General features: G+C 38.1%; 27 protein-coding genes and 1 riboswitch. Of the genes, 3 read left to right on the forward strand and 24 right to left on the reverse strand.

Annotation, left to right across the window (positions count from 1 at the left end; genetic code table 11):
- Nucleotide 1 precedes the first annotated feature (1 nt).
- From ACNJYY_RS17430 to ACNJYY_RS17485, 12 genes are all read right to left on the reverse strand, one after another.
- Nucleotides 2-1,831 (reverse strand): CD3337/EF1877 family mobilome membrane protein, encoded by a 1,830-nt coding sequence (locus ACNJYY_RS17430; protein ID WP_416729423.1) that lies wholly within the window; start codon nt 1,829-1,831, stop codon nt 2-4.
- A 14-nt stretch (nt 1,832-1,845) separates the two neighbouring features.
- Complete coding sequence (locus tag ACNJYY_RS17435) at nt 1,846-2,184, reverse strand: hypothetical protein (protein ID WP_197129644.1); 339 nt, start codon at nt 2,182-2,184, stop codon at nt 1,846-1,848.
- A 20-nt stretch (nt 2,185-2,204) separates the two neighbouring features.
- Nucleotides 2,205-4,646: an ATP-binding protein gene (locus tag ACNJYY_RS17440; protein ID WP_231607360.1), complete on the reverse strand. Its 2,442-nt coding sequence runs from the start codon at nt 4,644-4,646 to the stop codon at nt 2,205-2,207.
- On the reverse strand, nt 4,643-5,059 hold the full coding sequence (locus ACNJYY_RS17445) for a TcpE family conjugal transfer membrane protein (protein WP_416729424.1): 417 nt from the start codon (nt 5,057-5,059) through the stop codon (nt 4,643-4,645). Before ACNJYY_RS17445 ends, ACNJYY_RS17440 begins: the two co-directional genes overlap by 4 nt.
- Before the next feature lie 36 nt (nt 5,060-5,095).
- The gene (locus tag ACNJYY_RS17450; RefSeq protein ID WP_231607359.1) at nt 5,096-5,320 is read right to left on the reverse strand and encodes a hypothetical protein; all 225 of its coding nucleotides are present in this window, start codon (nt 5,318-5,320) and stop codon (nt 5,096-5,098) included.
- 13 nt (nt 5,321-5,333) lie between these two features.
- Entirely contained in the window at nt 5,334-6,296 is a 963-nt protein-coding gene (locus ACNJYY_RS17455; protein ID WP_197193534.1) for a conjugal transfer protein, read from the reverse strand.
- A gap of 5 nt (nt 6,297-6,301) precedes the next feature.
- Nucleotides 6,302-8,188, reverse strand: a complete 1,887-nt coding sequence (locus ACNJYY_RS17460) for a type IV secretory system conjugative DNA transfer family protein (protein WP_197129634.1) — start codon at nt 8,186-8,188, stop codon at nt 6,302-6,304.
- Nucleotides 8,172-8,885 (reverse strand): hypothetical protein, encoded by a 714-nt coding sequence (locus tag ACNJYY_RS17465; protein ID WP_231607358.1) that lies wholly within the window; start codon nt 8,883-8,885, stop codon nt 8,172-8,174. Before ACNJYY_RS17465 ends, ACNJYY_RS17460 begins: the two co-directional genes overlap by 17 nt.
- Nucleotides 8,886-9,402: 517 nt before the next feature.
- On the reverse strand, nt 9,403-10,317 hold the full coding sequence (locus ACNJYY_RS17470) for an ATP-binding protein (protein ID WP_197129631.1): 915 nt from the start codon (nt 10,315-10,317) through the stop codon (nt 9,403-9,405).
- Nucleotides 10,223-11,110, reverse strand: a complete 888-nt coding sequence (locus ACNJYY_RS17475; protein WP_197129628.1) for a phage replisome organizer N-terminal domain-containing protein — start codon at nt 11,108-11,110, stop codon at nt 10,223-10,225. Before ACNJYY_RS17475 ends, ACNJYY_RS17470 begins: the two co-directional genes overlap by 95 nt.
- 26 nt (nt 11,111-11,136) lie before the next feature.
- The gene (locus ACNJYY_RS17480; protein WP_197130003.1) at nt 11,137-11,400 is read right to left on the reverse strand and encodes a group-specific protein; all 264 of its coding nucleotides are present in this window, start codon (nt 11,398-11,400) and stop codon (nt 11,137-11,139) included.
- Between the two features lie 82 nt (nt 11,401-11,482).
- Nucleotides 11,483-11,740, reverse strand: a complete 258-nt coding sequence (locus ACNJYY_RS17485; RefSeq protein WP_312035278.1) for a helix-turn-helix domain-containing protein — start codon at nt 11,738-11,740, stop codon at nt 11,483-11,485.
- Between the two features lie 135 nt (nt 11,741-11,875).
- Between ACNJYY_RS17485 and ACNJYY_RS17490 the strand changes: the two genes are divergently transcribed.
- From ACNJYY_RS17490 to ACNJYY_RS17500, 3 genes are all read left to right on the forward strand, one after another.
- Nucleotides 11,876-12,271 carry a helix-turn-helix domain-containing protein gene (locus tag ACNJYY_RS17490; RefSeq protein ID WP_197129622.1) on the forward strand — a complete coding sequence of 132 codons (396 nt, stop codon included), beginning with the start codon at nt 11,876-11,878 and terminating at the stop codon, nt 12,269-12,271.
- Nucleotides 12,249-13,280: an ImmA/IrrE family metallo-endopeptidase gene (locus ACNJYY_RS17495; RefSeq protein ID WP_197129619.1), complete on the forward strand. Its 1,032-nt coding sequence runs from the start codon at nt 12,249-12,251 to the stop codon at nt 13,278-13,280. The genes ACNJYY_RS17490 and ACNJYY_RS17495 overlap by 23 nt, the downstream gene beginning before the upstream one ends.
- A gap of 87 nt (nt 13,281-13,367) precedes the next feature.
- Nucleotides 13,368-14,567, forward strand: a complete 1,200-nt coding sequence (locus tag ACNJYY_RS17500; protein WP_197129604.1) for a tyrosine-type recombinase/integrase — start codon at nt 13,368-13,370, stop codon at nt 14,565-14,567.
- 147 nt (nt 14,568-14,714) lie between these two features.
- On the opposite strand, the gene sufB is transcribed toward ACNJYY_RS17500, so the two are convergent.
- The 12 genes from sufB to ACNJYY_RS17560 all read right to left on the reverse strand — a co-directional run bounded on the left by sufB (nt 14,715) and on the right by ACNJYY_RS17560 (nt 25,997).
- Nucleotides 14,715-16,112 (reverse strand): Fe-S cluster assembly protein SufB, encoded by a 1,398-nt coding sequence (sufB, locus tag ACNJYY_RS17505; RefSeq protein WP_137791777.1) that lies wholly within the window; start codon nt 16,110-16,112, stop codon nt 14,715-14,717.
- Nucleotides 16,113-16,166: 54 nt separating this feature from the next.
- Nucleotides 16,167-16,613, reverse strand: coding sequence for a Fe-S cluster assembly sulfur transfer protein SufU (gene sufU, locus ACNJYY_RS17510; RefSeq protein WP_066397334.1), 447 nt, complete (start codon nt 16,611-16,613; stop codon nt 16,167-16,169).
- Nucleotides 16,603-17,823 (reverse strand): cysteine desulfurase, encoded by a 1,221-nt coding sequence (locus ACNJYY_RS17515; RefSeq protein WP_416729425.1) that lies wholly within the window; start codon nt 17,821-17,823, stop codon nt 16,603-16,605. Before ACNJYY_RS17515 ends, sufU begins: the two co-directional genes overlap by 11 nt.
- On the reverse strand, nt 17,823-19,121 hold the full coding sequence (gene sufD, locus ACNJYY_RS17520; RefSeq protein ID WP_416729426.1) for a Fe-S cluster assembly protein SufD: 1,299 nt from the start codon (nt 19,119-19,121) through the stop codon (nt 17,823-17,825). The genes ACNJYY_RS17515 and sufD overlap by 1 nt, the downstream gene beginning before the upstream one ends.
- Before the next feature lie 19 nt (nt 19,122-19,140).
- Nucleotides 19,141-19,926: a Fe-S cluster assembly ATPase SufC gene (gene sufC, locus ACNJYY_RS17525; RefSeq protein ID WP_137791773.1), complete on the reverse strand. Its 786-nt coding sequence runs from the start codon at nt 19,924-19,926 to the stop codon at nt 19,141-19,143.
- A 241-nt stretch (nt 19,927-20,167) separates the two neighbouring features.
- The gene (locus tag ACNJYY_RS17530; RefSeq protein WP_416729427.1) at nt 20,168-20,308 is read right to left on the reverse strand and encodes a hypothetical protein; all 141 of its coding nucleotides are present in this window, start codon (nt 20,306-20,308) and stop codon (nt 20,168-20,170) included.
- Between the two features lie 275 nt (nt 20,309-20,583).
- Nucleotides 20,584-20,964: a carboxymuconolactone decarboxylase family protein gene (locus ACNJYY_RS17535; protein ID WP_416729428.1), complete on the reverse strand. Its 381-nt coding sequence runs from the start codon at nt 20,962-20,964 to the stop codon at nt 20,584-20,586.
- A 261-nt stretch (nt 20,965-21,225) separates the two neighbouring features.
- Nucleotides 21,226-22,044 carry a MetQ/NlpA family ABC transporter substrate-binding protein gene (locus ACNJYY_RS17540; protein ID WP_416729429.1) on the reverse strand — a complete coding sequence of 273 codons (819 nt, stop codon included), beginning with the start codon at nt 22,042-22,044 and terminating at the stop codon, nt 21,226-21,228.
- A gap of 29 nt (nt 22,045-22,073) precedes the next feature.
- Nucleotides 22,074-22,742 carry a methionine ABC transporter permease gene (locus ACNJYY_RS17545; protein WP_137791770.1) on the reverse strand — a complete coding sequence of 223 codons (669 nt, stop codon included), beginning with the start codon at nt 22,740-22,742 and terminating at the stop codon, nt 22,074-22,076.
- On the reverse strand, nt 22,735-23,760 hold the full coding sequence (locus tag ACNJYY_RS17550) for a methionine ABC transporter ATP-binding protein (RefSeq protein WP_416729430.1): 1,026 nt from the start codon (nt 23,758-23,760) through the stop codon (nt 22,735-22,737). Before ACNJYY_RS17550 ends, ACNJYY_RS17545 begins: the two co-directional genes overlap by 8 nt.
- Before the next feature lie 311 nt (nt 23,761-24,071).
- A riboswitch (SAM riboswitch) is annotated at nt 24,072-24,202 on the reverse strand.
- Between the two features lie 79 nt (nt 24,203-24,281).
- Nucleotides 24,282-24,626: a hypothetical protein gene (locus tag ACNJYY_RS17555; RefSeq protein ID WP_197221977.1), complete on the reverse strand. Its 345-nt coding sequence runs from the start codon at nt 24,624-24,626 to the stop codon at nt 24,282-24,284.
- 120 nt (nt 24,627-24,746) lie between these two features.
- The gene (locus tag ACNJYY_RS17560; RefSeq protein WP_416729431.1) at nt 24,747-25,997 is read right to left on the reverse strand and encodes a hypothetical protein; all 1,251 of its coding nucleotides are present in this window, start codon (nt 25,995-25,997) and stop codon (nt 24,747-24,749) included.
- Between the last annotated feature and the right edge of the window lie 3 nt (nt 25,998-26,000).

Consider the following 26,000-nt stretch of genomic DNA (forward strand, 5'->3'; position numbering starts at 1 on the left):
CCTAATCCTTGCTAGACGAACGAAGTCGGGGTGTTCGATTTAACTTTCCATGGGTCTGCTCCAATTGATTTTCGAAAGTCTTATCTTTTATTTGGTACGGGTTTCTTGCTGAAGATTGAGTCCGTTTAGGAGAGGTCATCGATTCTATTTTTTGTTTACGTGCATTTAATTGCTCGTTCTTGTCAGGGTTAGTGATTTGATTGGATGGTGAAGTTTTCTTATTTTTCATTAAGAAATTCTGTTCATCCTTATTGAATGATTGATGTTTTAATTTCTTCGGTTTCCGGTATTGGGATGGTAAGAATGAAGAATGGGAAGATGATTGTTCCATGGCAACAGCGGTGTCTTGTTTGGGTTGGTTGGGATATTTAAAGCTTCTTGAATGGGAACTACTAGTCTTTCCATTGGGACGAATAGGATGAACGTTTCCTGAATGTCTGCTTGAAGAGCTGTCTTGATCATTGGTATTTGTATTTTTTATTGCTGAGAATCTTCTTATAGGTTGACGAAGTTGTGAAACAGCACCTTGCATACCTCGTTTTGCTTTACTAATAGATTTACGATTTAAAGTAGATGCCCCCATTTGATGAAGATTTGGTGTAGCACCCTCTAACATACTAAGAGCAAACTGACGCTTGGAGTACATGAAGACGATTGCCACACAAAACATGATTTGAATAAAGATTCTGTAATAAATGTCATCCGACATGTTTGTCATCTCATACCCCAATGAAATAAAACTAGTCGCCACTAGTACAAAGAACATCGTCACTGACTTAAAAAGAATGAGAATGGTTGTCCCTTTCAGGTATCTGCCAACCAGTGCTTCAAAACTTGGAAACAGACTGATAAAAATCATGATGGGTGCTAAAAGCAGCATCATGATAAAAGCGAACTGCAGCATCACACGAATTAATGCGATAAAGAAAAACACGACACCTTGTATAACCGTTGAAAGTATCATAACGAGAATGTAACCGGCTTGCTTCCATCCATTACCCGCAAAGATATTTTTGTTATCGTATTGATCATATTCTTTCTGAGCAATTTCTTCTCGTTGTTTTACCCCTTCCTCAATTCTTGGGTCTGCTTTTAAGTAGTCACTGATTCGATTAGTATCTTCGGCCAGTATCTTCTTTTCCTGTGTAGTCCCATACTGTAGTAGTAGGTAAGGTTTATAGATTAACGCATCAAATACTTTATTCTCAATGCCAATAGAAACATTTTTTGCTGTGTTCTTATCAAAGCTATTAAACTGAAAAGCATCATCATCATTAAGAGTTGGATTGACACTCATTACAGCATTTTCTAGTGATGTAGAAAGACCATGTGCAAGGTCGATATAATTGAACTTCTTAGATTGAATGGAAAATAGGAGAGTAAGGCTTAGTAGAATTAGAGTTAATAGTTTAAAGAACGCCTGCCAGTTTTGTTGAATATAGGATCTTACAACGATTCCAATGGAAGCTACAGACAGTGCAAACAAGCCAAAATTAAATGTAAGGGTGCCGGCAGTTCCAGCTGTTATTTCATGGACGGCATCCTTTGTCATGTCCACTACATCGAGCGAAAAGAGTTGATAAACGACCATCATCGTGATTTGTGAAAGTACAATATTGATCATCCAAAAAAAGTTTTTCACCGCAGTTGCAGTCGCCGAACCTGTTTTCGCTGCGACATCCCACCAGCCATCATCCGCGTATGACATTAACTCATACGCAGATTCATCTCGTTCTTTCGCCTTTCTTTCCGTTTCTTCTGCAAAAACCACACTCGATTGAAATATGAGCAGAAGTAAGAAAAAGAAGGAAAAGAAAAATGGATGTTTCACATCCTTCACCTCCTCTAGTAATTAACACATTGATCGGAGTTAGATTTATAATTATTTGTTCCATAGGAGATTTTATAATCTTTCATAATAAAATCTCTATTATATTTATCATCCTTCGTTTTCCAGGAAACAATATAATCGCCCTTAAATTCTGATTTTCCATTTTCGATAGCTTCACAAGCTTTTACTAGCTGAATATCTTCTGCAGAATAATTCCCATCCTTAATTACTTTTTGTTCCAGTGCTTTCTTTGAAACGGCTTCATGAGTCTTTTTTCCATCAAGTCCAAGTTCGTTTGTCCCACATCCTCCTAAAAGGAAAACCCCTAATCCTATTAAAATCATTTTTTTCATAAGACTCTCTCCTCTCATGTTCAGCGAAAAGCTTCTTCCATTTGTACGGCTTGTGATTCTTTTTCAGTCGTTTTGAATGCTTCAAACCATTCGTCAAACAGGATATCAATTGCGATGGCTTGATTGCGGCCAAGATGGTCTTGGAATAGACACATACCCGACTTCAGAGAACTGACTACTTCGATATTTGCTTGGTTTTCCTCCATATCATAAAAACGTAAGATAGGTCTGATCGAATCATCTGACTTAGGACGGAACGAAAACTTGATTCCGATCTGTTCTTTAGTGGTGTCTACATTGAAGTCATCGAATGCTTGTGTAACAAGAACAATGTCTGTTCTCAGTGATCTGCCTGTTCGTAACATTTCATCGATAAGGTTCTGTCCATCTGCTGATCGTTTGAGTGTCCATGCTTCATCAAAAATGATCATGGCTTCTTCCTCTTGATTGGTAGAAAAAGTATGAACATATTTAGAGATTGACATCATCAGGCAAAGACCGATACGTTCTTCCTCGTTCATGTTTTCAGATGCAGGCAAACGCAGCCCCTGTAGTCCTAGTACATTAATCTGCTTTTGAAAATCAAGTCCTTTAGAATCTTCCTTTCCAAATAACATTCTCCCTAGTCCGTGCCGATATTTTTCAATGAATTTCCCAAGCGTATGATCTTTCTTCTGAATTCTTTGAAGTACTCCTGTTAGAGTAGGATTACTTTCTTGGTTAACTTCGTCAATGATGGCGTCATAGATTGTTACACTTTCATCACGAGATCCTCTAACTTCTGCTAACGTATTTAAAATCATCATTGCTGTTTGAATCGCTTGGTCGCCTTTTAAAAAGACGAGTGGATCTAGAGCACCGTGATACACACTATCTTCAGAAAGATGAATAAAGTTGATACGTTCGTATAGCGAGCGAAATTCTGGAATTTCACCAAATTTCTTGAGTGCCCTTTGATAATACCGTTGAAATTCATTCTTCGGATCAATATAGAGCACTTTTGAACCAAAAAAGGTACTCCAAGTAAAGAAATTCTTAACAAGCATCGACTTTCCGCTGCCTGGGGGACCAGTTATCAGGATGTTCCCATTCGTATGATCAGCTCCTGAGATTGCCTTTTTGGTCAAAAGGGGATTAAAGATGACTACGTTATTATTGATCTCTCTCGCTTGTTCCACATGAGATAATTTCTTTCCAGTTACCACTTTCCCTAGAACCATGCCAAACCGATTTCCTACACGATTGTTCAAGTTCATCCCAGTTTGTGCCAGATAAGATTCATCGACAACTTGTTCGAAGTACTGATAATCCACATATGAAGCTGGTAGGCTTTGTGAAAAAAGAGTAAGTTGGTCTACCAGAGGTTTTGTGACTTGAAACCCCGTATTTTTAAATAATGTTTGAAGAGCTCCTATCTTTTCATCCAATCCATTTTTACTAACGTCTGAGACAACAAGCGTAAATGTCATGAACAATAGCTGCCGTTTATTGGACTTTACATCATCAAGTAAGGTTGTTAGTCTGTCAGATGCCATCTCGACAATTCGGTCATCGTCTGCGGTATGAGTGGATTGAATTTCACGATCAAAGTTTGTGAATCGACGTTTTAATTTTCTCACTTGCCGAGCATTAGATCCGTTTTCCTTAAAATGATATCGAATCTGTATTTCAACAGGAAACGAAACACTCTCTAATATATCTTGAATGAAACGATAACCTTCAATAAAAGCCGGCATTTCAATGAAAGGCAGAAACGTTAAAAATTCTTTATGATTTTCGTGTGTAACGGTTAAGTAGCCGTACTCGTTCTTAATGACACCCTCTGTTAGATTATAAGAACCTTCAGGTATCGAAAAAAGATCACTGGTCCGATGAAACATATAATAGATCAGTTTATCCATCTCATCTTCACTTAGCTTTTGGAGGTGTTTAAGATTGGAAGCTTTAGAACTAAAGGTACGTTCCAACTCTTCGTAATAGCTAAAATCATCTTCTGCCTGCGTTTGAAAAAACATCATTTTAGAAACATCTTCTCTTACTCTCTTAAAAAAGAGGGAGATTAGTTCACCTGCGTTTGCGGATACTGCATCATCTGTTTTGTTCAAATGAACGCCTACATATACATCGTATTCATGTAAGAACACTTCTTCCTGTAATACCCTTGAAGCACGGTTGAAGTACTTATGTCCGATATCTGAAAACTCACCTTGAACAATATGCTCATTTACCACTTTCGTAAATGTGTCAAAGTCAAATCTCTTTGGAAGAATCATAATGTGATAATCATATTCTTCTTGTGTTAAGAATGCAGCCGTGTTTTCCATATAGCGTTTAAAGTCGTTATCGCTGTTTAATCTGACATACTCTTCATCGAGCCGATAAAAAGCCCAAACCTGCTTGCGTTTGTTAAACGCCATATTCATATGACGGTGTGCGATTGGAAATTCCAATACGTCTTTCAATGGCTCTCACCTTCTTTTTTTAGAAGAAATGGTTCAAACGTTATTTCTTTCTCCAATTGGTCACTTGCTACTTCGATAAAATGTTCATAAGACATGTTCTTTGTTCTGTAAAAAGTAATACGGTCTCTAACAAAAGGAATAACCCCTTTATGGTCATACTTCAGATTGAAAACAATGAATGTAATCAAACCTGGGATAACGGTCAAAAGTATCAGCCAGTTCTTTACGAAAAAACGAAACAGATTGGTGTCATTTTTAATCCCAACAAGTACAAAAGATAATAAAAGAACGGCTGCAAGAACGATAGCAAAGATCATCTTTCTGACTTCAAGTCCGTTGGCGAATTCAATCGACCAGATTCGGTAGATTTTGATGGGGTACTTGTATTCCTGCGTATAATTTTCTCCCTTCATCCCACTCTCCTCCATCCATTTTACGAACCAAAATGTTTATTGAAACAACGCATTTCCGAGACCTTTTGCTAGCTCTTGTAGTTGCGGACCGAAAAAGACAACGACCAAGCAGCATAAACCAAGCGTTAGACCTGACCAGAACTGACCCCAATCTTCTCTTGTATAAGCGACTAATGCCCGAATGACCATGATTAAAAGGACTAAGAAGCCAATCTGCGAGATCAGGTTTTGAGTCACTTCCTGAAGACTAAAATTTATCATCGTTTTTCCCTCCCTATTCGATTCGAGTAATAAAGAACTTATTGTTTTCTTTTTCAAGCTTTAACTCATAAGAATAAAGATCACTCATTGATGTCTCACTGTTCTGGTAATGAACATCAGCATTTACCGTGTATCCAGAATCCATTTTCACGGCTTCACGCACATTCACGTCTTGAAGTGTCTGGTCTTCTAACCCCCCAGTAACGTCAGCCATGAATGGCAACTTCTCATCGCTCACTCCATATGAAGTGAAAAAATCGTTTAAGAAAGACTCCAGGAGTTTTGTTTCAGTAGAAGTGACCGGTTCTCCTTCCGGCATTTTCCCTTCATAAGACATGGTAGTCTTTAAATCTTCTTGAATCATATTGGGGTTCTGATAGACCGCAAAACCCTCTCCGTTACTTGTTACTGGAACTATGATATCTGTTTCGTATTTAGTAGTATTCGGAATTGATCTACCGTCTTTTTCTTGAACCTCAGTAATTTCATAGACAGTCTGAAATTTGACCTTCGCTTCACGGTTACTGAGGTGTTTTGTATCAATGTATTGCAGATCAGTGACTCGTCGCTCTCCTTTAAAATCTTTCAAATCTGCGACACGTTTTAAATCAAATCCTGATACAAAGTACTCTGAGAGCTCACCTTTACGGTCTTGGCGTTCTTTTTCGTCTTTAGGTACAGTTAGATAACTTTTTAGAAAATCTTCGGTAAACACTTCGATAGAATCAGAATACAAAAGATTAGTTTTCTCTACTTCTTTTAGCTGGTCATGAACATTTTCTTCAGAGGCTTTGACGGAATTTCGGATGGCTTGATATTTCGTAAAGAAAACCACATTGAATAACAGTGATAGAAACATAACAGAAAAAAAGAGGATAGACGCTGTTTTTGCAGCGTTTTTTCTTGAATAGGATAAACGGCGTTTGTTTTTTGAAGTGGATTGTTTTTGTTTAGAAAAAAGCATAGACTGATTCACTCCCTTCAACCTTCTGCCAACGGATGGCGGACATAAATGATTTCTGGGTGAACTGATTCTCTTGATGCCTTTCTAGCAAAAATAAATTGTCCTTGACGTAAATCTCTTATTTCGTCGGGGGATATCTTAAATTTTTGAACATGCCGCAGTGTACCTTTGTCGGCTTTTAAATCAACTCGTTTTAAACGACCTTCTTGTTTTTCAGTTGTGATCGTCAGATCGATATCTTTGAATGTGCCAAGTGTGTTTGCCCAGGAATCAACTTCATCTGGATTGTTGGTCTGGCCGATGGCATACGTATTCGTATTCCCTACAACTTGCTTGGCAAGGTACGGATCATTCTTTTCAAGATCGGCTAGCGTTTGAGTCGCGATGATGCAATGAAAACCGGCAGAACGTGATTTGTTTACGGTATCTACAATTTTATCATTTGCATAGACTGAAAACTCATCATAGATTGCGAGGATGGGTTGATCTTTTAATTGATTACGGTTCCGATATGAAACCAGATAGTTAATATCTAGTATTAAAAAACGTGCGATGACTTTGATAAACTTGTCATAGATCAATCCATCAAAACTGACAAATAATGCTTCCTTCTCTTCACTGATTCGGATTAGATCCAGACTATTATCGGTCTCTTCAAAAAGATGACCTAACTCACTGTCTAACAAGAGATAGATCTGCGTACGAACGGATGAAGCATTTTTGAATAAATGATTCTCTCCTGCCTCTTCATGACGGTACCGTTTAAACAAACGTTCATAATTTTTTTCAGCCCGTTTGCTTCTTACTGGTTTTACTTTTTGTTTTGGAGCTTTCCCCTCTGGCTTCTTCGTATCTTTAGTTGGCAAAAATGAAGAATAGGAAGTGCTTACCACTGCCATTTCTGCTTGTTCTTCTTCTTCCACTTCGATAACATCTTGATTTAATACTTCAAGAATTTCATTTGGATCTAAATATTTTGCAAACGTCCATAAGTCCCGGGTAAATTCATAATCATCGATAAACTGAATAAGAGCCTGAACGAGAGACGTTGAAATGGAAGAATAATAATCACTCTCTGTTTCAATTAACTGCTCCAGTTTATCTTTAATAACGGTTGGTCCTCCATACTTCAAAGGATTGTATGTTAATTTCCCTTTATCAGAAAACACTTTCAAATTTCTGTCGTATCGTTTACATAAAGTTTCCACTTCTTCAATACTTTCAGATGATCCCTTCCCATCGATAAAGATAAAGGGCAGGTTCTTTATCAGTGCGTACTCTACAAAATTTAAAAGTAAAATTGTCTTCCCACCTCCTGTTGTGGCAGGAATAAACATATGTTGATTGATCTCTTTAAAATCCATGTAGTATGGCTTCCCATTTTCGGTTATTCCAAGAAGCAGCTGATCTTGTTCCTTCTGGTTCCTCCATTTCTTTTGCGCTTTTAGTGTCAGTTGGAACCGGTTCTTTTTCACTTTTTGATAGTGTGAAGACGATTTAAATGTATCCCGTTTTTCCTCTGTTGATTTTACTCGTTTTGAACGGTGGTAATCCGTCATCAGTGACCAGCCATATGAAACGAATAATCCCCCTGACATATACAAAAACAAAGAAGTATTTGTAAACTCCATCTTCTGTTTTACGATTCGCTCTAACCATGTAACATCAAAAGGCAGAACGCCATACAAACCTAAATAACTATAAGGATTAGTGTAGACGATAAAACAAAAACTGATCAATCCTAACACAGCGCATGAAAGGTGAATCCTGTTTTGTTTTACGATACGAAATAAGATAAAGAAAGGTAGAGAAAAAACTAATAAAGGAAAAAAAGCAAAAACACCTATCAACATCGCAATGCCTAATCCGAATTCTTTTCCTAAGTCTTCATTGCTTTTCGGCAAAGTGCAATAACCTCCTTATCAACTCCAGCTGCAACATATCGCTGACTATTCCTGTCTGTTGCGCATAAGAGATGACGGTATCACGGATACACTCATTCTCACACAGATACCTGACTTGGTTATACTGACCGTTAAGAATCTCATTTCGGTAACGATTCATTTTTTCGATGTAGCGCTTTGAAGATTTTCGGGTGAGTTCTACTTCACATGCGATCCTTTCACCATTCTCCAGAAGTACAAAATCCGGAATGCGATCCGCGATTCTCTTTAACAATGTTGTGTTTCTTCGGTCTGCTTTAGTAAAGTTCTGCTCGATATACTCACTCCTAAGTTCACGCTCTGTGATGAACTCAAATGGCTGGCCTGTTTTCTCAGCAATATTTTTAAGTGCTAGGATACAATCGATCATGACGAGTTGATGATTAAGGGTAGAGTAGTTAAATTTTGTAAACCGCGTTAATGAACTTCCGAGATATTCGACACCGCTTGGGCGCATGGCTAAGATCAATTGATAACCGATCTTCTCTTCAGTCAAAAAACCTAATGATAGCAATTTGCGCTTCGTTTGATAGACCGTGACATGTGAAATATTACCCTTTAGAAAAGCTGAGAGCTGAGTTGTCGTAATGACTCCAAAGCGATTGATAACTTGCAGTACTTCTTCTTGTTTTTCGGCTAACAGATTCATAGGCATCATTTCCTCTCCAAAGAAATCCTCCCTTCAATCTTTAACCAAATCGACAATTGATCAACAACTAAAAATCATTAGCTTCTTTTAAATCTCTTGACCTTGAACTTACCCACCTCCTCTACTCAAAAATCACTTCTCTTTAAAATCTATTAAATCCCTAAATTATACTGGAATAATATCACAGTCAAATATATACAACAATAGGACGTCCGCTCTATTTATACATCTGTCTTTCCACCTTGTGCTCCCGTGACCTCACAACACATGATGTTGGTGGTGTGAGGTCACGGGATTTCCACGGCGATAGCCTGGAAAAACAAGGTGGATTTTCCTTACTAGTCAATGGATACGGACGTCCTTCACCTTTAAAATGAAAATCAGGCTGATTTCGCACATTTTAAACACATTTTTAATGACCTTTGGAGAGGAATTTTAGCACAAACCTGTAATGTATTAAAAAACAAGTAAACATTTTTATAAATTATTTAATTATAAAAATAAATGAAATACACACATTTGTTTCCTAGCTTAGTCTCCGGTTCAAAATCTTCTTATCCCCTTTGATGATGACCATATAGTTCCTGCACATCTCATAGAGTCGCGATCCTAACGCTTCGTCCACTGCTTCTATTTCATCCACTGTTAATTCGGATGAAATTAATACTGGCAGATGGTTTAAGTAGCGGTAGTTGATAAGAGCATACATTTTTTCAATCTGCCATTCCGTTGCTCTTGGTCGTCTTAGTTGCCCTACTGGTTTGAATAGATCATCAATGAAGAGTACGTCTACCTTTTTCATCCGAACCATCTTTTCTTCTAGCTTTTCAAAATCGTCTTTTAGATCATCAAAGCCTTCAACATATGGAAAATATAGAACAGATATTTGCATCTTCTTGATTAAATGATTAGCTATAGCAGTCAGAAGATGCGTTTTACCCGCACCTGGTTGTCCGAGCAAGGCAATACTGTTTGTTCTCATTCTCCGGATATCACTAAAGTCTAAGATATATTCCTGGGTACATTGATAAGCATCTTTTATCAATTGATCCTTTCCTTCTGTGATAAAGTTGCTAAAGCTGTTATTACTGAATTCATCTGTGATTTCTGATGACCGAAGAAGTTTTTCAACATTTTTTTGTTTGATGCAGCTGCACCTTTCAGAATAGCTATCATGCCATTCCCATGCATTATCAGGACCACAGACTTTACCAAGATAATAATCAGACTCAGGTACTTTACTGGCAGGAACACAAGATTGTGTACCTGAGTTCCAATGCCATTCTGTATCTTTGTGTACACGATAAAAGATGATCTCTTTGTCTTTACATTTTGTACAATGATAATCATCTAGCCTTTCGGATGCGACCAACCTTTCCGCCGGTAATTGAAAATGCTTTTGACATAGAGATTCGATTATATGGTTCAGACGACTTTCCATTATTAATCTCCTTTCGATGACTTGCAAATTGAATATCCAGGGATTTCACATCATCTAAACTTTGAACATAGCTTTTAACCCATTTTGAAAGTATGCCTCTTGTATATGTCCACGAAGCTTTATCACAAGCAACAGACCTTTTTATTGCCTCTATCACTAGCTCTTCATTCAATACTTTTGTCCAAACATTTATCTCATTTATAATTTTTTGAGATGCCTTTCCTATATGCTTTTGGAAGTATTCATGCACTTTTGTAGTTTTGTTCTCATTCTTTTCTTCTTTCGTGTTCTTAAATGCATTTTCTATATTTATATCTTTATCTATTTCTATATCTAATTCTTTATCTATATCTGTTGCGTTACTATGCGTTACTGTAACGTTACATGTATCGTTACCTGCTTCAAGCTGCTTTTTTTCTCTATGTTTAGCCACACGATTTCGTGTCTGCTGCCTAATCTTATCAAGCCCTTCGACATTTTGATGCTTCTCCCAGTTACTGATAGCGATAAAGTTTTCATGACTGATTTCAATCATCCCAAAGTCTTCAAATGTCTTTAGTGCAAGTCTGACAATATTCAGCGGACGATTAAAAATGGTAGCCAGCATTTCATCTGTATAGGGAATGTTTTCGTTCAAGTAGATGTAACCATTGGCGTTTGTTTTTCCGGCTTGAGACAAAAGCTTTATCCAGATGATCAGAAGCATATCAGATTCAGGCATGTTCTCAATCAACCGGATCTTTTCATCCTCAAACATGTTCGTACTAAGTTTGATCCACTTCACTTCAGCCATTTTGAATCACTCCTTATTCAAATGATTTATCTTAATTGTAATAACCACTTGTTCAGGAATTTTTTCGTTTCCGCTGCTGGAAAATACCACTTCCCACCAACTTTGATTTTTGGAAATTCATTCTCATAAAAGAAATTATTAAGAATGGTATTCCAGCTCATACATGTTCGCCTTTTTAGTTCTTTTGTATCCCAATACACCAACTCAGTATCAAGCTTCTCCATTCTTTTTTCGATTGCATCGTAATACATTTCTTTGATTGCTTCCTCATCAACTTGTACTTCTAACAACTTAGGGGATCTTTCTAACTGCATAATACGATTTGACATTTAGAATCCTCCTCTTTTCAAAAGTCAGCTCCTGTTGAGGTAATCAAATGGAACGTTTATAATAATGACAATACGATTCTTTAACAAACCTTTTAACATTAACGTCAGCTAAATCCGGAAATAAATACTCAGGAGTTGTATTTAAGTAATTCGATAACTTAAATAATAGTTTTGCGTCAGGATTACCTCTGCCACTTTCAATATTTCTAATATGGCTTTCGCTAACATTAAGATCTATAGATAATTGGCGTTGGGAAATATTAAGCTTTTGGCGTAGTGATCGAAAACGTAATCGGCGCACATTAGCGTTCTCCAAAATATCACCTCATTTCATTTTGTGTTTTTAAATGACACTTAAAGCTTAACACGTCATTTAAAAGCGTGTCAATATATAAAACGTCATTTAAATAAACTTTTTTTAGTTGGGGGTATACTTATGAATGAAGAAAGAAAAAAAGTGATTGGATTACGAATTAAAAAGTGTAGGCAGGATAATAAGTTGTCACAGGAAGAGCTTGCACAGAAATTGGATATGAAGAGATCAAACGTAGCAAATTATGAAGCCGGAAGAGTAGTACCTCCTGGTAGTGCGTTGCTGGAGATGTCCGAAATCTTTAATGTAACAACGGACTATTTGCTGGGAAGTACAAATGATCCTTATTCAAAATTCTCATTAGAAGACAATGATTTAAAACAGATTCAAAGACAACGAAACAAACTTACCGGTAAGGACAGAGAAAGATTTGAAAATATGATAAAAATGTTAAAGCTTTCATTTCTAGACACTGAAAATGAAGAAGGTGATGAATTTGACGAAGAAGACGACCTATAAAGCCGACTTCGTTAAAGCACAGAAATCTGCAGATAATGTCTTAAAGAATAGTACTATAAAAGAGTTGCCTGTTCGGGTGAAACAAATCGTGAACAGTTTCCCAAATCTCAAAATAAGAACTTATTCTTGGTTTGCAAAAAAGAGAGGATTTTCACATAAAGAAGTTTGTAATCTCGTAAACAGTCATGAAGGATGCTGTTTATATTATGAATCCTTAGATGAGTATTTGATTTTATACAACGATAAGATACCTAGTAAGGGCAGAAAAAGATGGACTCTTGCCCATGAACTTGGACATTATGTCATGAATCATAACAAAATCAGCAATAATTCTTCCTTGGCTAGAAGTTCACTTACAGAAGATGAATACAACGAATTTGAAAGTGAAGCAAACTGCTTCGCAAGAGAACTATTAGCCCCTCCTCCAGTCTTAAACGAACTAAAGATCAATGACCCAAATGACATTTCTAATTTATGCGACATATCAAGTGAGGCTTCTATAAATGTATATAAGTTTATAAAGCAAGGTGCTCAATTTGGTATCAAGTATTCTCCAAGCCATCCTGTTATCCAATTATTTCAAGAATTCATTTTTAAGATTAAGAATACTCAACGATGCATGAGCTGTAATTATCTCTTTTCAAATGCTCAAGCAGTCTTTTGTCCAAGCTGCAACAGCAATAATCTAAGAAAGGAAGAAAATATTTACCGTAGTGATTTGAAGAATACGGCAATTATAACAAGTCAAAATTTGAACAAGACTCATAATGTGTGCCCTAATTGCGAAAATGGAGATTTACCTTCAGGTTCAAATTACTGCAATAAATGCGGTGTTTATTTAGTAAACAAGTGTTCTGGGTATGCTTATGAAGATTCACACATGAATATTAAATGGCATGATTTCCATGGAGGTTGTGGTGAATTACTTCATAAGACATCTCGTTATTGTCACAGATGCGGTTCATCCTCTACATATTTTGCAGATGGGTTATTAAAAATAGAGAATTAATCATAAAAATTAATTGCTTATTAAAAGCAAATTTTATTATTAATCAGGTCTTGTTCAGAGCAAAAATAGAATAAAGGAGATACATGAATGGCTAATTTCCGAAAATTAAGCAGCGGCATGTGGCAAGCACGTGTTTTTAAAGATGGAAAAGTAATGAGTATTGGGACTTTTCGTACCAAAAAAGAAGCCCAAATAGAGGCAAATGCTGTAGAAGAAAAAATTTATTATGGTCACACACTAAATGACAGGGATTTAATGTTTGATGACGTTGTACATGAATGGTTATATAATCATAAAAAATCCTCTGTTAAAGATTCTACTTTTCGACAATTAGAAATCATCGTAAGAATACACATACTCCCTTACTTCGGGAATAAAAAGTTAATTCGAATTAAAAGACCTGAGATTAAGAGATGGATGAATCATTATGCTGAGCTCAAAGATGAAAGCGGACATGAGGTTTACTCCTATGGATCTCGATTAAAATATTTATCAGTACTCAAAAGCATATTCCATTATTCGGTTCACGATATGGAGATATTAGATAAAAATCCAACGAACAAATTGAAAATACCAGTTAAAGATAAAATACAAATTCATAAAGATATTAAATATTATTCTTTAGGTGAGTTACATCGATTACTTGACTTTATGGAAACTTATCAGCATCAAAGGTATCAGGAGTATCGTCTGTACTTTATGCTAATTTATTTACTAAGCCAAACCGGATTAAGAATAAGCGAAGCACTCGCCTTACAATGGACTGACCTTAAGGGTGATAAATTAACGATTGAAAGACAAACTAGCCGTGATGATAACAATAACGCAATGATAACTTCTCTTAAGAATTCATCCTCATATAGAACAATTAAACTTGATGAAAGTTTAGTAGCTGAACTTAAAAAGTTCAAGCTGTTACAAAACCAGATGATTTTACAACACACTCAATTCAAACGCAATAACGACGGAATTATATTCCAAAATTTTCTTGGAAGGTATCTTACACCCTCTATAATACGTGAGACATTTCAGGGGTATTGCACAAAAGCAAATGTCAGTTACAAAGGTACACATGTTTTCAGGCATACACATGCTGTTTTATTACTTGAAGCTGGAGCAAGTATTAAATATGTTTCGCAGCGCCTCGGACATCAAACGATAAAGACGACAGCTGATATTTATTTAGATGTTACGGACAAAATTGAAGCAGATGAACTAAATAAATTCTCAGTTTATACAAAGAGAAATAAAACCACACAAAAAAGAAACGATCCATTCTCTACGTAAAAGACCTTGGTATAAATAAAATAATCCAGGTCTTTTTTAAAACTTAAAAAGCAAAAAAAATTTCGAGTTGGCACAAAGTTGGCACGACATTAATTTACACATAAAAAAGCCTTGGTATATTGCTTATATACCAAGGCTTTTCATCATTTATCCGATTGAACCTTCCATCTCAAACTTGATCAGACGGTTCATCTCTACTGCATATTCCATCGGAAGTTCTTTCGTAAACGGCTCGATGAAGCCCATTACGATCATTTCCGTTGCTTCTTGTTCAGAAACACCACGGCTCATGAGATAGAACAACTGATCTTCAGAAACTTTGGATACAGTCGCTTCATGCTCTAATGTGATGTTGTTGTTAAGGATCTCGTTGTACGGGATCGTATCTGAAGTGGATTGGTTATCCATGATCAGAGTATCACACTTGATGTTGGATTTAGATCCGTCAGATTTACGTCCGAAGTGAGCGATACCACGGTATGTTACTTTACCGCCGTGCTTAGAGATCGACTTCGAAACGATTGTTGAAGAACAATCTGGTGCTAAGTGCAATACTTTAGCTCCAGCATCTTGGTGCTGTCCTTTACCAGCGATCGCGATAGAAAGGATCGTACCTTTCGCACCGCGGCCTTTCATAATAACGGCCGGATATTTCATCGTCAGACGAGATCCGATGTTTCCATCTACCCATTCCATCGTTGCGTTCTCTTCAGCTACAGCACGCTTTGTAACAAGGTTGTAGATGTTGTTTGCCCAGTTTTGAATCGTTGTATAACGGCAGTAAGCGTTCTTTTTAACGATGATCTCTACAACCGCACTATGAAGTGAGTTTGTAGAATAAACTGGAGCCGTACATCCTTCTACGTAGTGTACAGAGCTATCTTCATCAGCAATGATCAGCGTACGTTCGAACTGACCCATGTTTTCAGAGTTAATTCGGAAGTATGCTTGAAGTGGAGTGTCACATTTAACGCCTTTTGGTACGTAAATGAAAGATCCACCAGACCATACCGCAGAGTTTAGTGCTGAGAACTTATTATCAGTCGGCGGAATGATCGTTCCGAAATGCTCACGGAAGATCTCTTCGTGCTCTTTTAAAGCTGTATCCGTATCTGTGAAAAGAATTCCTAAGTCAGAAAGGTCTTCTTTCATGTTGTGGTAAACAACCTCTGATTCGTACTGTGCAGAAACACCTGCAAGGTATTTTTGTTCAGCTTCTGGAATTCCTAGCTTGTCAAAAGTCGCTTTAATTTCAGCAGGCACTTCATCCCAAGACTTCTCAGATTTCTCAGATGGCTTAACATAATACGTAATATCATCAAAGTTTAAGTCCTTCATGTCTCCGCCCCATTGTGGCATCGGCATCTTATAGAACTGCTCTAATGACTTCAAACGGAATTCAAGCATCCATTCCGGCTCGTTCTTCATGCGAGAGATCTCTTCTACGATCTCTTTTGTTAACCCACGCTTCGATCTGAAAATGGAAACGTCTTTATCTCTAAAACCATATTTATATTCGCCGATATCAGGCATTTTCTTAGCCATTACAGAATCCCTCCTTACTGGATTGGCACTCTTTAAATCATTATCAAAAGGAACTTATTCTTCCTCTTCCTCATCTTTTCCTACTCCTTGCTCCATCGCCTTCCACGCAAGTGTGGCACATTTGATGCGAGCTGGAAACTTGGAAACGCCAGAAAGAGCTTCGATGTCACCCAGATCATAGGATTCATCATCATAGTCGTTCCCTAACATCATATCATAAAAAATCTTTGCAAGCTTTACAGCATCTTCGACAGGAAGACCTTTAACAGCCTGTGTCATCATAGAAGCTGATGCTAAACTGATCGAACACCCTTCACCGTCGAACTTAGCCGATTCGATCTTTCCATCTTCTACTTTTAAAGTGAGCTGGATGCGATCGCCGCATGTTGGGTTGTTCATATTAATCGTCAGGGCATTATCCTCAATAACCCCTTTATTGCGCGGGTTTTTGTAATGATCCATGATGACCTGACGGTATAGCTGATCTAAATTAGAAGACATGACCGAAATACTCCTTTGCTGTTGTTAAGCCTTTAAGAAAAGCATCGATGTCATCTTCAGTGTTATACAGGTAGAAGCTAGCACGCGCTGTTGCTGTAACATCTAACCATTTCATGAGCGGCTGTGCACAGTGATGGCCTGCACGAACAGCAATTCCCTCAGAATCTAGAACGGTAGCTACATCATGCGGATGAACATCATCTAAGTTGAACGTTACAAGTCCTGCTCGTTCTTTAGGACCAAAAATCGTAACACCATCTAACTCTGAAAGACGCTCCATCGCATAATTAGCAAGTACATGTTCATGTTTTAAAACGTTATCTAGACCGATGTCCTCTAAGAAATCAATCGCAGCACCTAGACCGATCGCACCTGCAATAATCGGTGTACCACCCTCAAACTTCCAAGGCAGCTCTTTCCACGTTGATTCTTGCAGTCCTACAAAATCAATCATCTCTCCACCGAACTCAACAGGATCCATCTTGTTTAGGAGTGCTTTTTTTCCATAGAGCGCGCCAATGCCTGTAGGTCCACACATTTTATGTGCTGAAAAGGCAAAGAAATCACAATCGAGATCTTGAACGTTTACTTTCATGTGAGGGGCGCTCTGTGCGCCATCCACTACCATAACAGCACCGTTCTTATGTGCGATCGCTGCGATCTCTTTGATCGGGTTGATCGTTCCTAATACGTTCGATACCTGCATAACTGAGACGATCTTAGTATGCTCTGTAACTGTATTTTCAACATCCACAAGATCAATCGTGCCATCAGGCTGTAAAGGAATGTACTTAAGCGTTGCACCAGTGGTTTTCGCCACTTGCTGCCATGGAATAATGTTACTGTGATGCTCCATCGGAGTAATTACAATCTCATCACCTTCTGAAAGGTTAGCCATACCATAGCTTCTTGCTACCGTATTGATCGCTGTTGTTGTACCACGTGTAAAGATAATCTCCTGAGTGGATTTAGCACCGATAAAACGGCGTACCTTTTCACGTGCCCCTTCATAACCATCTGTAGCACGAGTTCCTAGTGTATGAACACCACGGTGAACATTCGAGTTGTACTCTTTATAATACTTGTCTAAAGCTTCAATAACTTGTATCGGTTTTTGTGAAGTGGCTGCACTGTCAAGGTAAACGAGAGGTTTGCCGTTAACTTCCTGATCCAGGATAGGAAACAGCTTTCTCCATTCGTTTGCACTCATTAGCGCACTTTCCTTTCAATAACCTCGACTAAACGATTTTTAACAGATTCTAAAGGCATCTGACTAACTACTGGTGCTAAGAATCCATGAATGATCAAACGTTCAGCTTCAGCTTTCGAAATACCACGGCTCATCAGATAGAACATTTGAAGAGGATCGATTCTTCCTACTGAAGCAGCATGACCTGCTGTAACATCATCTTCGTCGATCAAAAGAATCGGGTTCGCATCTCCACGTGCTTTTTCACTTAACATGAGTACACGTTCTGTTTGCTCACCATGAGACTTTGTAGCACCGTGCTCAATTTTTGTAATACCGTTAAAAATAGAGCTCGCATTATCTTTCATTACCCCATGAGTCAGGATATAACCTTCAGAATGTTTTCCGTGGTTAAAGATTTGCGCTACGAAGTTTTGCTTTTGATCACCGCGTCCGATTGTAACAGTCTTTGTATCTGTAAAAGATCCATCACCAATCAAGTGAGTGGTGTTGTCAGAAACCGTATTTCCGTCGTTAAACTGACCAAGCGCCCACTCGATGCGAGCATCTTTCTCAGCACGGCCTCTGCGGTTCACATATGTTGTCATTCCTTTTGCAAGGTTATCTACAGCACCGTAAACGACTTTTGCACCACTTCCAGCAAACACTTCAGAAATGATGTTTGCTACTGAATCTGTAGAATCGTTCGTTGATAAGTAGTTTTCTACATACGTTACTGAGCTATTATCTTCTGCAGCAACGATAACGTGGTTGAAGATCGCTGCTTCATCGTCTTGATAATAAACAGCTTGGATAGGAGCAGAAAGTTCAACGTTCTTTGGAACATAAAGGAACGCCCCATTTACGAAAAGTGCTGCATGCAGTGCTGGTAAACGGTTCTCATCAACCGCAACAGCTTTCATAAAGTACTTTTTCACTAGATCTTCATGCTCTTTTGCAGCTGTTAGAAGGTCTGTATAAATAACGCCTTGACCCTTTACAGACTCTTCAAGTGCAAAATAAACTGGTGTTCCATTATGGATAACAAGAACATTTTTCGCTTCTTCTTCAGAACCGATCAATGCCTTAACATCTTCAGGAAGTTCATTGAACGCAACAGGAGTGCCAGTTGCTTCATGTTTAAATTCTGTAAAGTTCCATTTATCGATCTTAGTTTTGTCCGGTTTAGGCATCGGAAGCTCTTGAGCCATTTCCAATGCTTGCAAACGAAGTTCCTGCAGCCAAGCGGGTTCCTGTCTGCTGTTTGAAAAACCGGTTACGTAGTCCTTATCAAATCTTAGGCTCGTATCAACTGACATGTATAGTCCCCCTTAATGCTTACGCTTCTTGACCAACAGTTTCGTCTTTTATTCCTAGCTCTTCTTTAATCCAGTCGTACCCTTCAGCTTCTAGACGTTGAGCTAATTCAGGGCCGCCAGATTTCACAATACGTCCTTGCATCATCACGTGTACCTTATCTGGAGTGATGTAATTCAATAAACGCTGGTAGTGAGTGATGATTAAGCAACCGAAATCAGGGTTGCGCATTTCGTTAACACCTTTTGCAACTACTTTAAGAGCATCGATATCAAGTCCTGAATCGATCTCATCAAGGATAGCTAATTTAGGCTCAAGCATCATCATTTGAAGGATCTCATTACGCTTCTTTTCTCCACCTGAGAATCCTTCGTTTAAGTAACGGTGAGCGAACGCATTGTCCATCTCAAGATGATCCATCTTTTTATCTAACTCACGGATAAATTTCATTAGAGAAATTTCGTCGCCTTCTTCGCGCTTAGCATTGATAGCAGAACGTAAGAAATCAGCGTTCGTAATACCGCTTACTTCTGATGGGTACTGCATAGCTAAGAAAAGACCAGCTTGCGCACGCTCATCAACTTCCATATCTAAAAGATCTTCTCCGTTGAACGTAACTTTACCAGAAGTTACTTCATATTTCGGGTGTCCCATTAACGCTGCAGAAAGAGTAGACTTTCCTGTTCCGTTAGGTCCCATGATCGCATGGATTTCTCCACCATTTATTTCGAGATCTAAACCTTTAATAATCTCTTTATCTTCAATAGACACACGAAGATCTTCAATCTTTAAATTAGGTGCTGACATAATACAACCTCCATTAAGAAATCATTCTCAAGATTTTGATAAAAGGCACAAAATAGCCATTCTCAATTTATTCTCATTCTAATCTTATAACAAATGAAATGTATGTTCAAGGGAACGAGCTGTTTACTTTTCCATTGTTGTCATAATATCTGTTCAACAATCTGCTTATTTGAAAAAAGGCTGACTCATGAGGCGGTATACCACCTTATGAATCAGCCTTTTGTAATTTTAAGTTCATATGTTACGGCGTATGGTTTCTATTTGCATCTGCCGCTATTTCTAATCCTTTTTTGTATTCCTTATCTCGGACCTTCTCAATGTCTAACCTTTTTTCCAAATCCCTCTCATACTCTGCAAAACCACAGCCATGTGACTGGTGCATTGCTTTTTCCATCTCGGACGTATGTTTTACTTTAATGGGGTGGATAATGAATCAATCCTTTCAAAGTTAAAGTTATTTACTAATGTTAGCGTATCAGCAACACATATTTTGCTCAATCCGTTATCCGATTGAAATCACCCTGCATACACGTGCATATTGATTCCTATTGAAAACAGATGTGACGTTCTATGTTATCCTGCTAAATGCGCTACATTACTTCCATTACCTTTTAGGATGATTTCAAAACATGAAAAGTGTGTAAAGTAAACATTTCATTAATGACGAGGGTTATTTAATTCTTTAATGCACTCTTGAACGAGGGTCACACCTTGACTCATAGCGGCTCCACCACCAAAAGCAGCAGAAACTCCTATAGCCTCAAGAATTTCATTTTCTGAACACCCTTGATCTAAACATCCCTTTGTATGATAGATGATGCAGTACTCATCTTGCGAATAGATGCTGATGCCTAACGCGATCAACTGCTTATACTTCTCTGAGATCTCGCCCTCTTTAAAACAATGGCGGGTAAATTCATTATAAGCATGGGTAAGTTCAGGCATGTTCTCATTATATTTCCCTAAACCTTCTTTATAGCGGATTAGGTGATATTGCGTTGAATTCGATCCTGGTAGCGGCTGCTCTTCTTGTTTCATTTCATTCACTCCTGTCAAAATAGTAAACAGGTTTAGTATGAGTTATTCAGAAGCCGGTTATGTAATAAACATTCGTAAGTTTTCTTTGTCGAAAAGCCTATAAATTATTTTGGAGGACTATAAAAATATTTGTAGGCCTTTAAATAAAGTTTAAGGGCATATAAATGGAATCGCACGGTCTATAAGTTTGTTTGAAGGACTATAATCAATTTTACTAAAAAAGAACTGACTTTAACATTAAAGTCAGTTCTCTATAAAGAATTATTTCGTTATTGGCACTACTGCACCTTCATATTTCTTCTTGATGAATTCTTGAATCTCTTTAGAACGAAGAGCTTCTACTAGCGCTTTAACAGATTTCTTGTCTTTATCTCCTTCGCGTACTGCGATAATGTTTACGAATGGAGAGTCAGATCCTTCTATAGCGATCGCATCTTTTTGAGGATTTAATCCAGCATCGATCGCGTAGTTTGTGTTGATCATAACCGCATCGCCTTCACCGTTCTTATATGCTTTTGGAAGCATTCCTGCATCAACGTCTGCTTTAAATTTAAGCTTCTTAGGATTTTCAACAACATCTTTAATCTGTGCCTCTGCTCCGGCACCTTCTTTCACTTTGATCAAGCCCTCTTTTTCAAGTAAGCCAAGCATACGGCCGTGATCTGCTACAGAGTTAGACATGATGATTGTTGCACCTTCAGGCAGTTCATCAAGTGATTTGTATTTTTTTGAATAGATACCGATCGGCTCAAGGTGGATGCCACCCGCGTTCTCGAATTTGTATCCATGATCTTTCATTTGAGACTCTAGATATGGTACGTGCTGAAAATAGTTAGCACCGATTTCTTTTTCATCTAAAGATTTGTTCGGCAATACATAATCTTGGAACGTTTTGATCTCAAGTTCAATGCCTTTTTCTTTCAAAAGAGGCTTTGCTTCTTCCAGGATTTCAGCATGTGGTACGTTTGATGCGCCTACTACGATCTTCTCGTCGCTGATTCCGCCTTCTGTTTTGTTCCCACAAGCAGCAAGTGCTGCAACAAGAACGGTTAATACAAGAACAGATAATACTTTTTTCATATGAACTTCCTCCTTGTTGTTAAAAACAATTATCTCTTATCTAACGAAGTTGTAATTCGATCACCGATCCACTGGATGACAAAGACGATAACTAAGATGAGTGCTGTTGAAATCAACGTAACATCTGCGTTGTCTCTTTGGTAACCTTCCATGTAAGCCAAGTTTCCTAAACCGCCAGCACCAACAACTCCAGCCATTGCTGTATAACTTACTAATGCGATAGCAGTAACAGTGATTCCTGAAACAAGAGCCGGTGTGCTTTCTGGAATTAAAACTTTAAATATAATCTGAGCATTTGTAGCACCCATTGATTTGGCCGCTTCAATAACCCCTTTATTAATCTCTCTCAAAGCGATCTCTACCATACGTGCATAAAATGGTGCAGCACCTACGATAAGAGCAGGTAGAGCTGCTTCAGCACCTAACATCGTTCCTACGATCAAGCGTGTGAATGGAATCAATAAGATGATTAAGATAATAAACGGAATCGACCGAAATACGTTAACGATTATGGCAATGACACTATTTAAGAACTTATTTCCCCACAGGTTTCCAGGAGACGTTAAAAATAACGCCAGACCCAGGGCAAGCCCTAGAAAAAATGTAATGACTACTGAGATAGCAGACATATACAATGTTTCTTTTGTCGCTTCTAATAGAACGTCCCACTGTACGTTTGGGAACCATGTACTAAGCATTATGAATCACCTCTACTTCAACCTGCACACTGTTTAAAAACTCCATAGCACGAGCTAGTGCAGATTCTGTACCTTTTATCTGAATAAACAACGTCCCGTAAGGTCCATTCTGAGTTTGTGTAATCTTTCCTTGAAGAATATTAACATCCACTTCATACTTACGGATCAGTTCCGTAATTAATGGTTGACCAGCTCGTCCACCGATAAAAGTCAGCTGAACGATACGTCCTTCAGGAAATTCAGAAATGAATTGTTTAATCGTATCCACTGTTTCTTCAGGTTCTGTTACTTGTTTCACAAAATCCTTCGTGATCGGTTCTCTCGGATTTTTGAAGACATTTAAGACATCGCCTTCTTCTACGACTCTCCCCTGCTCCATTACAGCAACACGGTGACAGATTTTTCTGATCACGTGCATCTCATGTGTAATAAGAACAATTGTCAGACCTAATTTTTGATTGATCTCAACCAGCAGATCAAGGATGCTGTCGGTTGTTTTAGGATCAAGTGCTGAAGTTGCTTCATCACATAAGAGTACTTTCGGCTCATTTGCGAGAGCACGCGCAATACCTACACGCTGCTTTTGCCCACCACTTAGCTGTGACGGATAGGAACCACCACGACCTTCCAATCCAACAAGGTCGATCAACTCATCGACGCGTTGTTTGATCTTAGCTTTTGGATAACCTGCGATTTCAAGAGGAAACGCAATGTTTTCTCTAACTGTGCGAGACCATAACAAGTTAAAGTGCTGAAAGATCATTGAGATTTCTTGTCTTGCTTCTCTTAATTTTTTCGGCGACAGTTCAGACATGTTTTTGCCGCCGATGGTAACCGTACCGCTAGTCGGACGCTCTAGCATGTTAAGGATTCGAATCAGTGTGCTTTTACCCGCACCACTGTAACCGATGATTCCGTATATTTCTCCTTGCTGTATGTTTAAATCTACCGTATCAACAGCCTTTACTTCACCATCTTTGGTTTGAAAGACTTTACGGACTGACTGTAAATTAATCAAGTTTCTTACCTCATTTCTTGTATAAAATAATGCTTTTTCCCGCAACCAAAGTTGCTATTGAAAGTTGTTGATTTCCATTTCAGGATGCTCGCTTTCCTCGGGGCGACCGGTGAGCTCCTTGCCGCTTTGCGCCTTTAAGGGTCTCACCTGATTGATCGTCCTAGCCAAGAGTCTCGCACCTTACACTCCAATCAACTACTCAATGATGTCTTATCTAAACATCAACTTGTAGTTACATTAGGATAGACAAACAAAAAATGCCTCTCTGCTTCAATATGAGCAGAAAGGCATATTATATTCTATGCACGTTCTCCTCATCTCCCAAGACCACTTAAAGCCTTGCAGGAATTGGCACCTTTCTAGTTCATCATTCATAAGAATGCAATGATCTAGCGGTTGCCGGGTTTCATAGGGCCAGTCCCTCCACCTCTCGTGATAAGTAAAAAAGTGTTACTTTATTAAGTTAAAGCGATGCATATTTGAATCACTGTGAAGAATATTATCATCCTTGTCGATTCGTGTCAAATATTTTTAGCAGTTCGAACTAATACGCCCGCAGAGATCTCTTCCCAGTGGGAACTCAAGTAAAAAATGGCTTCCCATTTTAAGCGTTGTCTTAGTGTACCTTGAAACTCAATCATCTCTTGTCTCAATAATGTGCTCAGCTTCATTTTTCCTTCAAGGAGCATGGATAGATATTTCGGATTCCCTGTAAACGTAACTGTTCTGTTTCTCTCTCCTTCTCTATATTCAATTTTCAGCGTGGTCTCGTCCTTACACTTAAAGCTAGGCTTAACAGGAATATTATAAAGAGAAAGATATGGACTTTTGGCGATTTGACTTTCGAAGTAACGAATATCCAACATTAAAAATCCCCCCGAATTGGTTGTTACTTCACCGATTCTAGAGGAATATTCATATACCTTTATAAACCCTTCGACAGCTACAAGAAATCGTAACCGCTTTTACGACAGGTTATTTCATAATTAGTGCTTATGTTTCTTTTCTTGCTTCTCATCATCTTTATTCTTGGAATGTTTTTGATCATCTTTATGATGTTTTTCATTATTCCATTGGGGTCTCTGATTATCTTGCTTACGATCATATTCGTTCTTTTCTCTGTTGTGGTTCTGATCTCTATTGTGCTTCTGATCTTTCATTTTGTTTTCTTTTTTGTGTTCTTTTGGAGGTTTAGATTTCTTATCCTTTTCTTGAGGCCTGACAGGTTCCTTTATCGTTTTAGGTTCTGCCCTTTGCTCTTTTTGTTGCATATGTTCTTTTTTCTTAATAACCTTATTTCTTTTTTCTCGCTCTTCATTATTATGTTTTTCATTCGAATGCTTTTTAGGCTTTACAAAGTTTTCTTGAGGTGGATTAGCCGAGCTGCGTTTATCTGATTTTTCCCCGTGATGATCTACAGGCTTAGCCTTGACCTCATGTGGTGCAACCTTTATTTTCCGAGGATGTGGAACGGATTTAATGTCCTTAGAAGAAGTCGCATTCACTTTGAGTTCTTGAAATTTCACTTCTTTAATTCTTTCTTCTTTAAGGTGTTTATCGTTCTTCGTAGCTTCTTGGAAGGCTGTATATTTACCTGATGAAACACCTAATTGTTTGGCTTTATCTCGAACTTCTTCGTTTGTTTCAGAAACAGTAATGGCTACAGGATACTGTACGACTGCTTTCTTAACGATAGAATTCAGCGCATGATCTAGTTCCTGCTTTGTTTTCTTATCACTTGTTTTATCTGCAACAGTAGTGATCAGCATGGATTGATTCTCTTCCATATAACCTTCTGTCTGATAGGCTTTGATCAGTTGATCTGCAAAAACTTCAAACGGCATACGATCGTCTGTAGAAAAATTATATTTCTTTATGATCTGTTTTGCTTCATCGTTAAAAGCATCCATTTCAACGACTCTCATTTCATCGTCAACCCCAACCTCAAGGCTGGGATTGATATCAAAGCTAACATAAGCAGCCGCAGCAGAATGACTGCTATTAGGCATTAAACCCGAAAGAAAAAGAAAGGCAATTAATACTGCAACTGAAAACGAAATGGATGGCAGCACAAAAAGACTTCTTTTTTTGTTTGAAAAATAAGAAGCCTGATACTCATTTCCTACAAGAGGTCTTTTTCCTGATGGTACTCTTACTGTAACGAAGGTTCCGTCCTTCATAAGAAGAGTTGCTTTTTTATTCTGAACTTCAATAACGATGCCGCTGCCGTTCTTCAATGG

It is taken from the genome of Fictibacillus tiangongensis (assembly GCF_048083785.1).
GTDB lineage: Bacteria > Bacillota > Bacilli > Bacillales > Fictibacillaceae > Fictibacillus.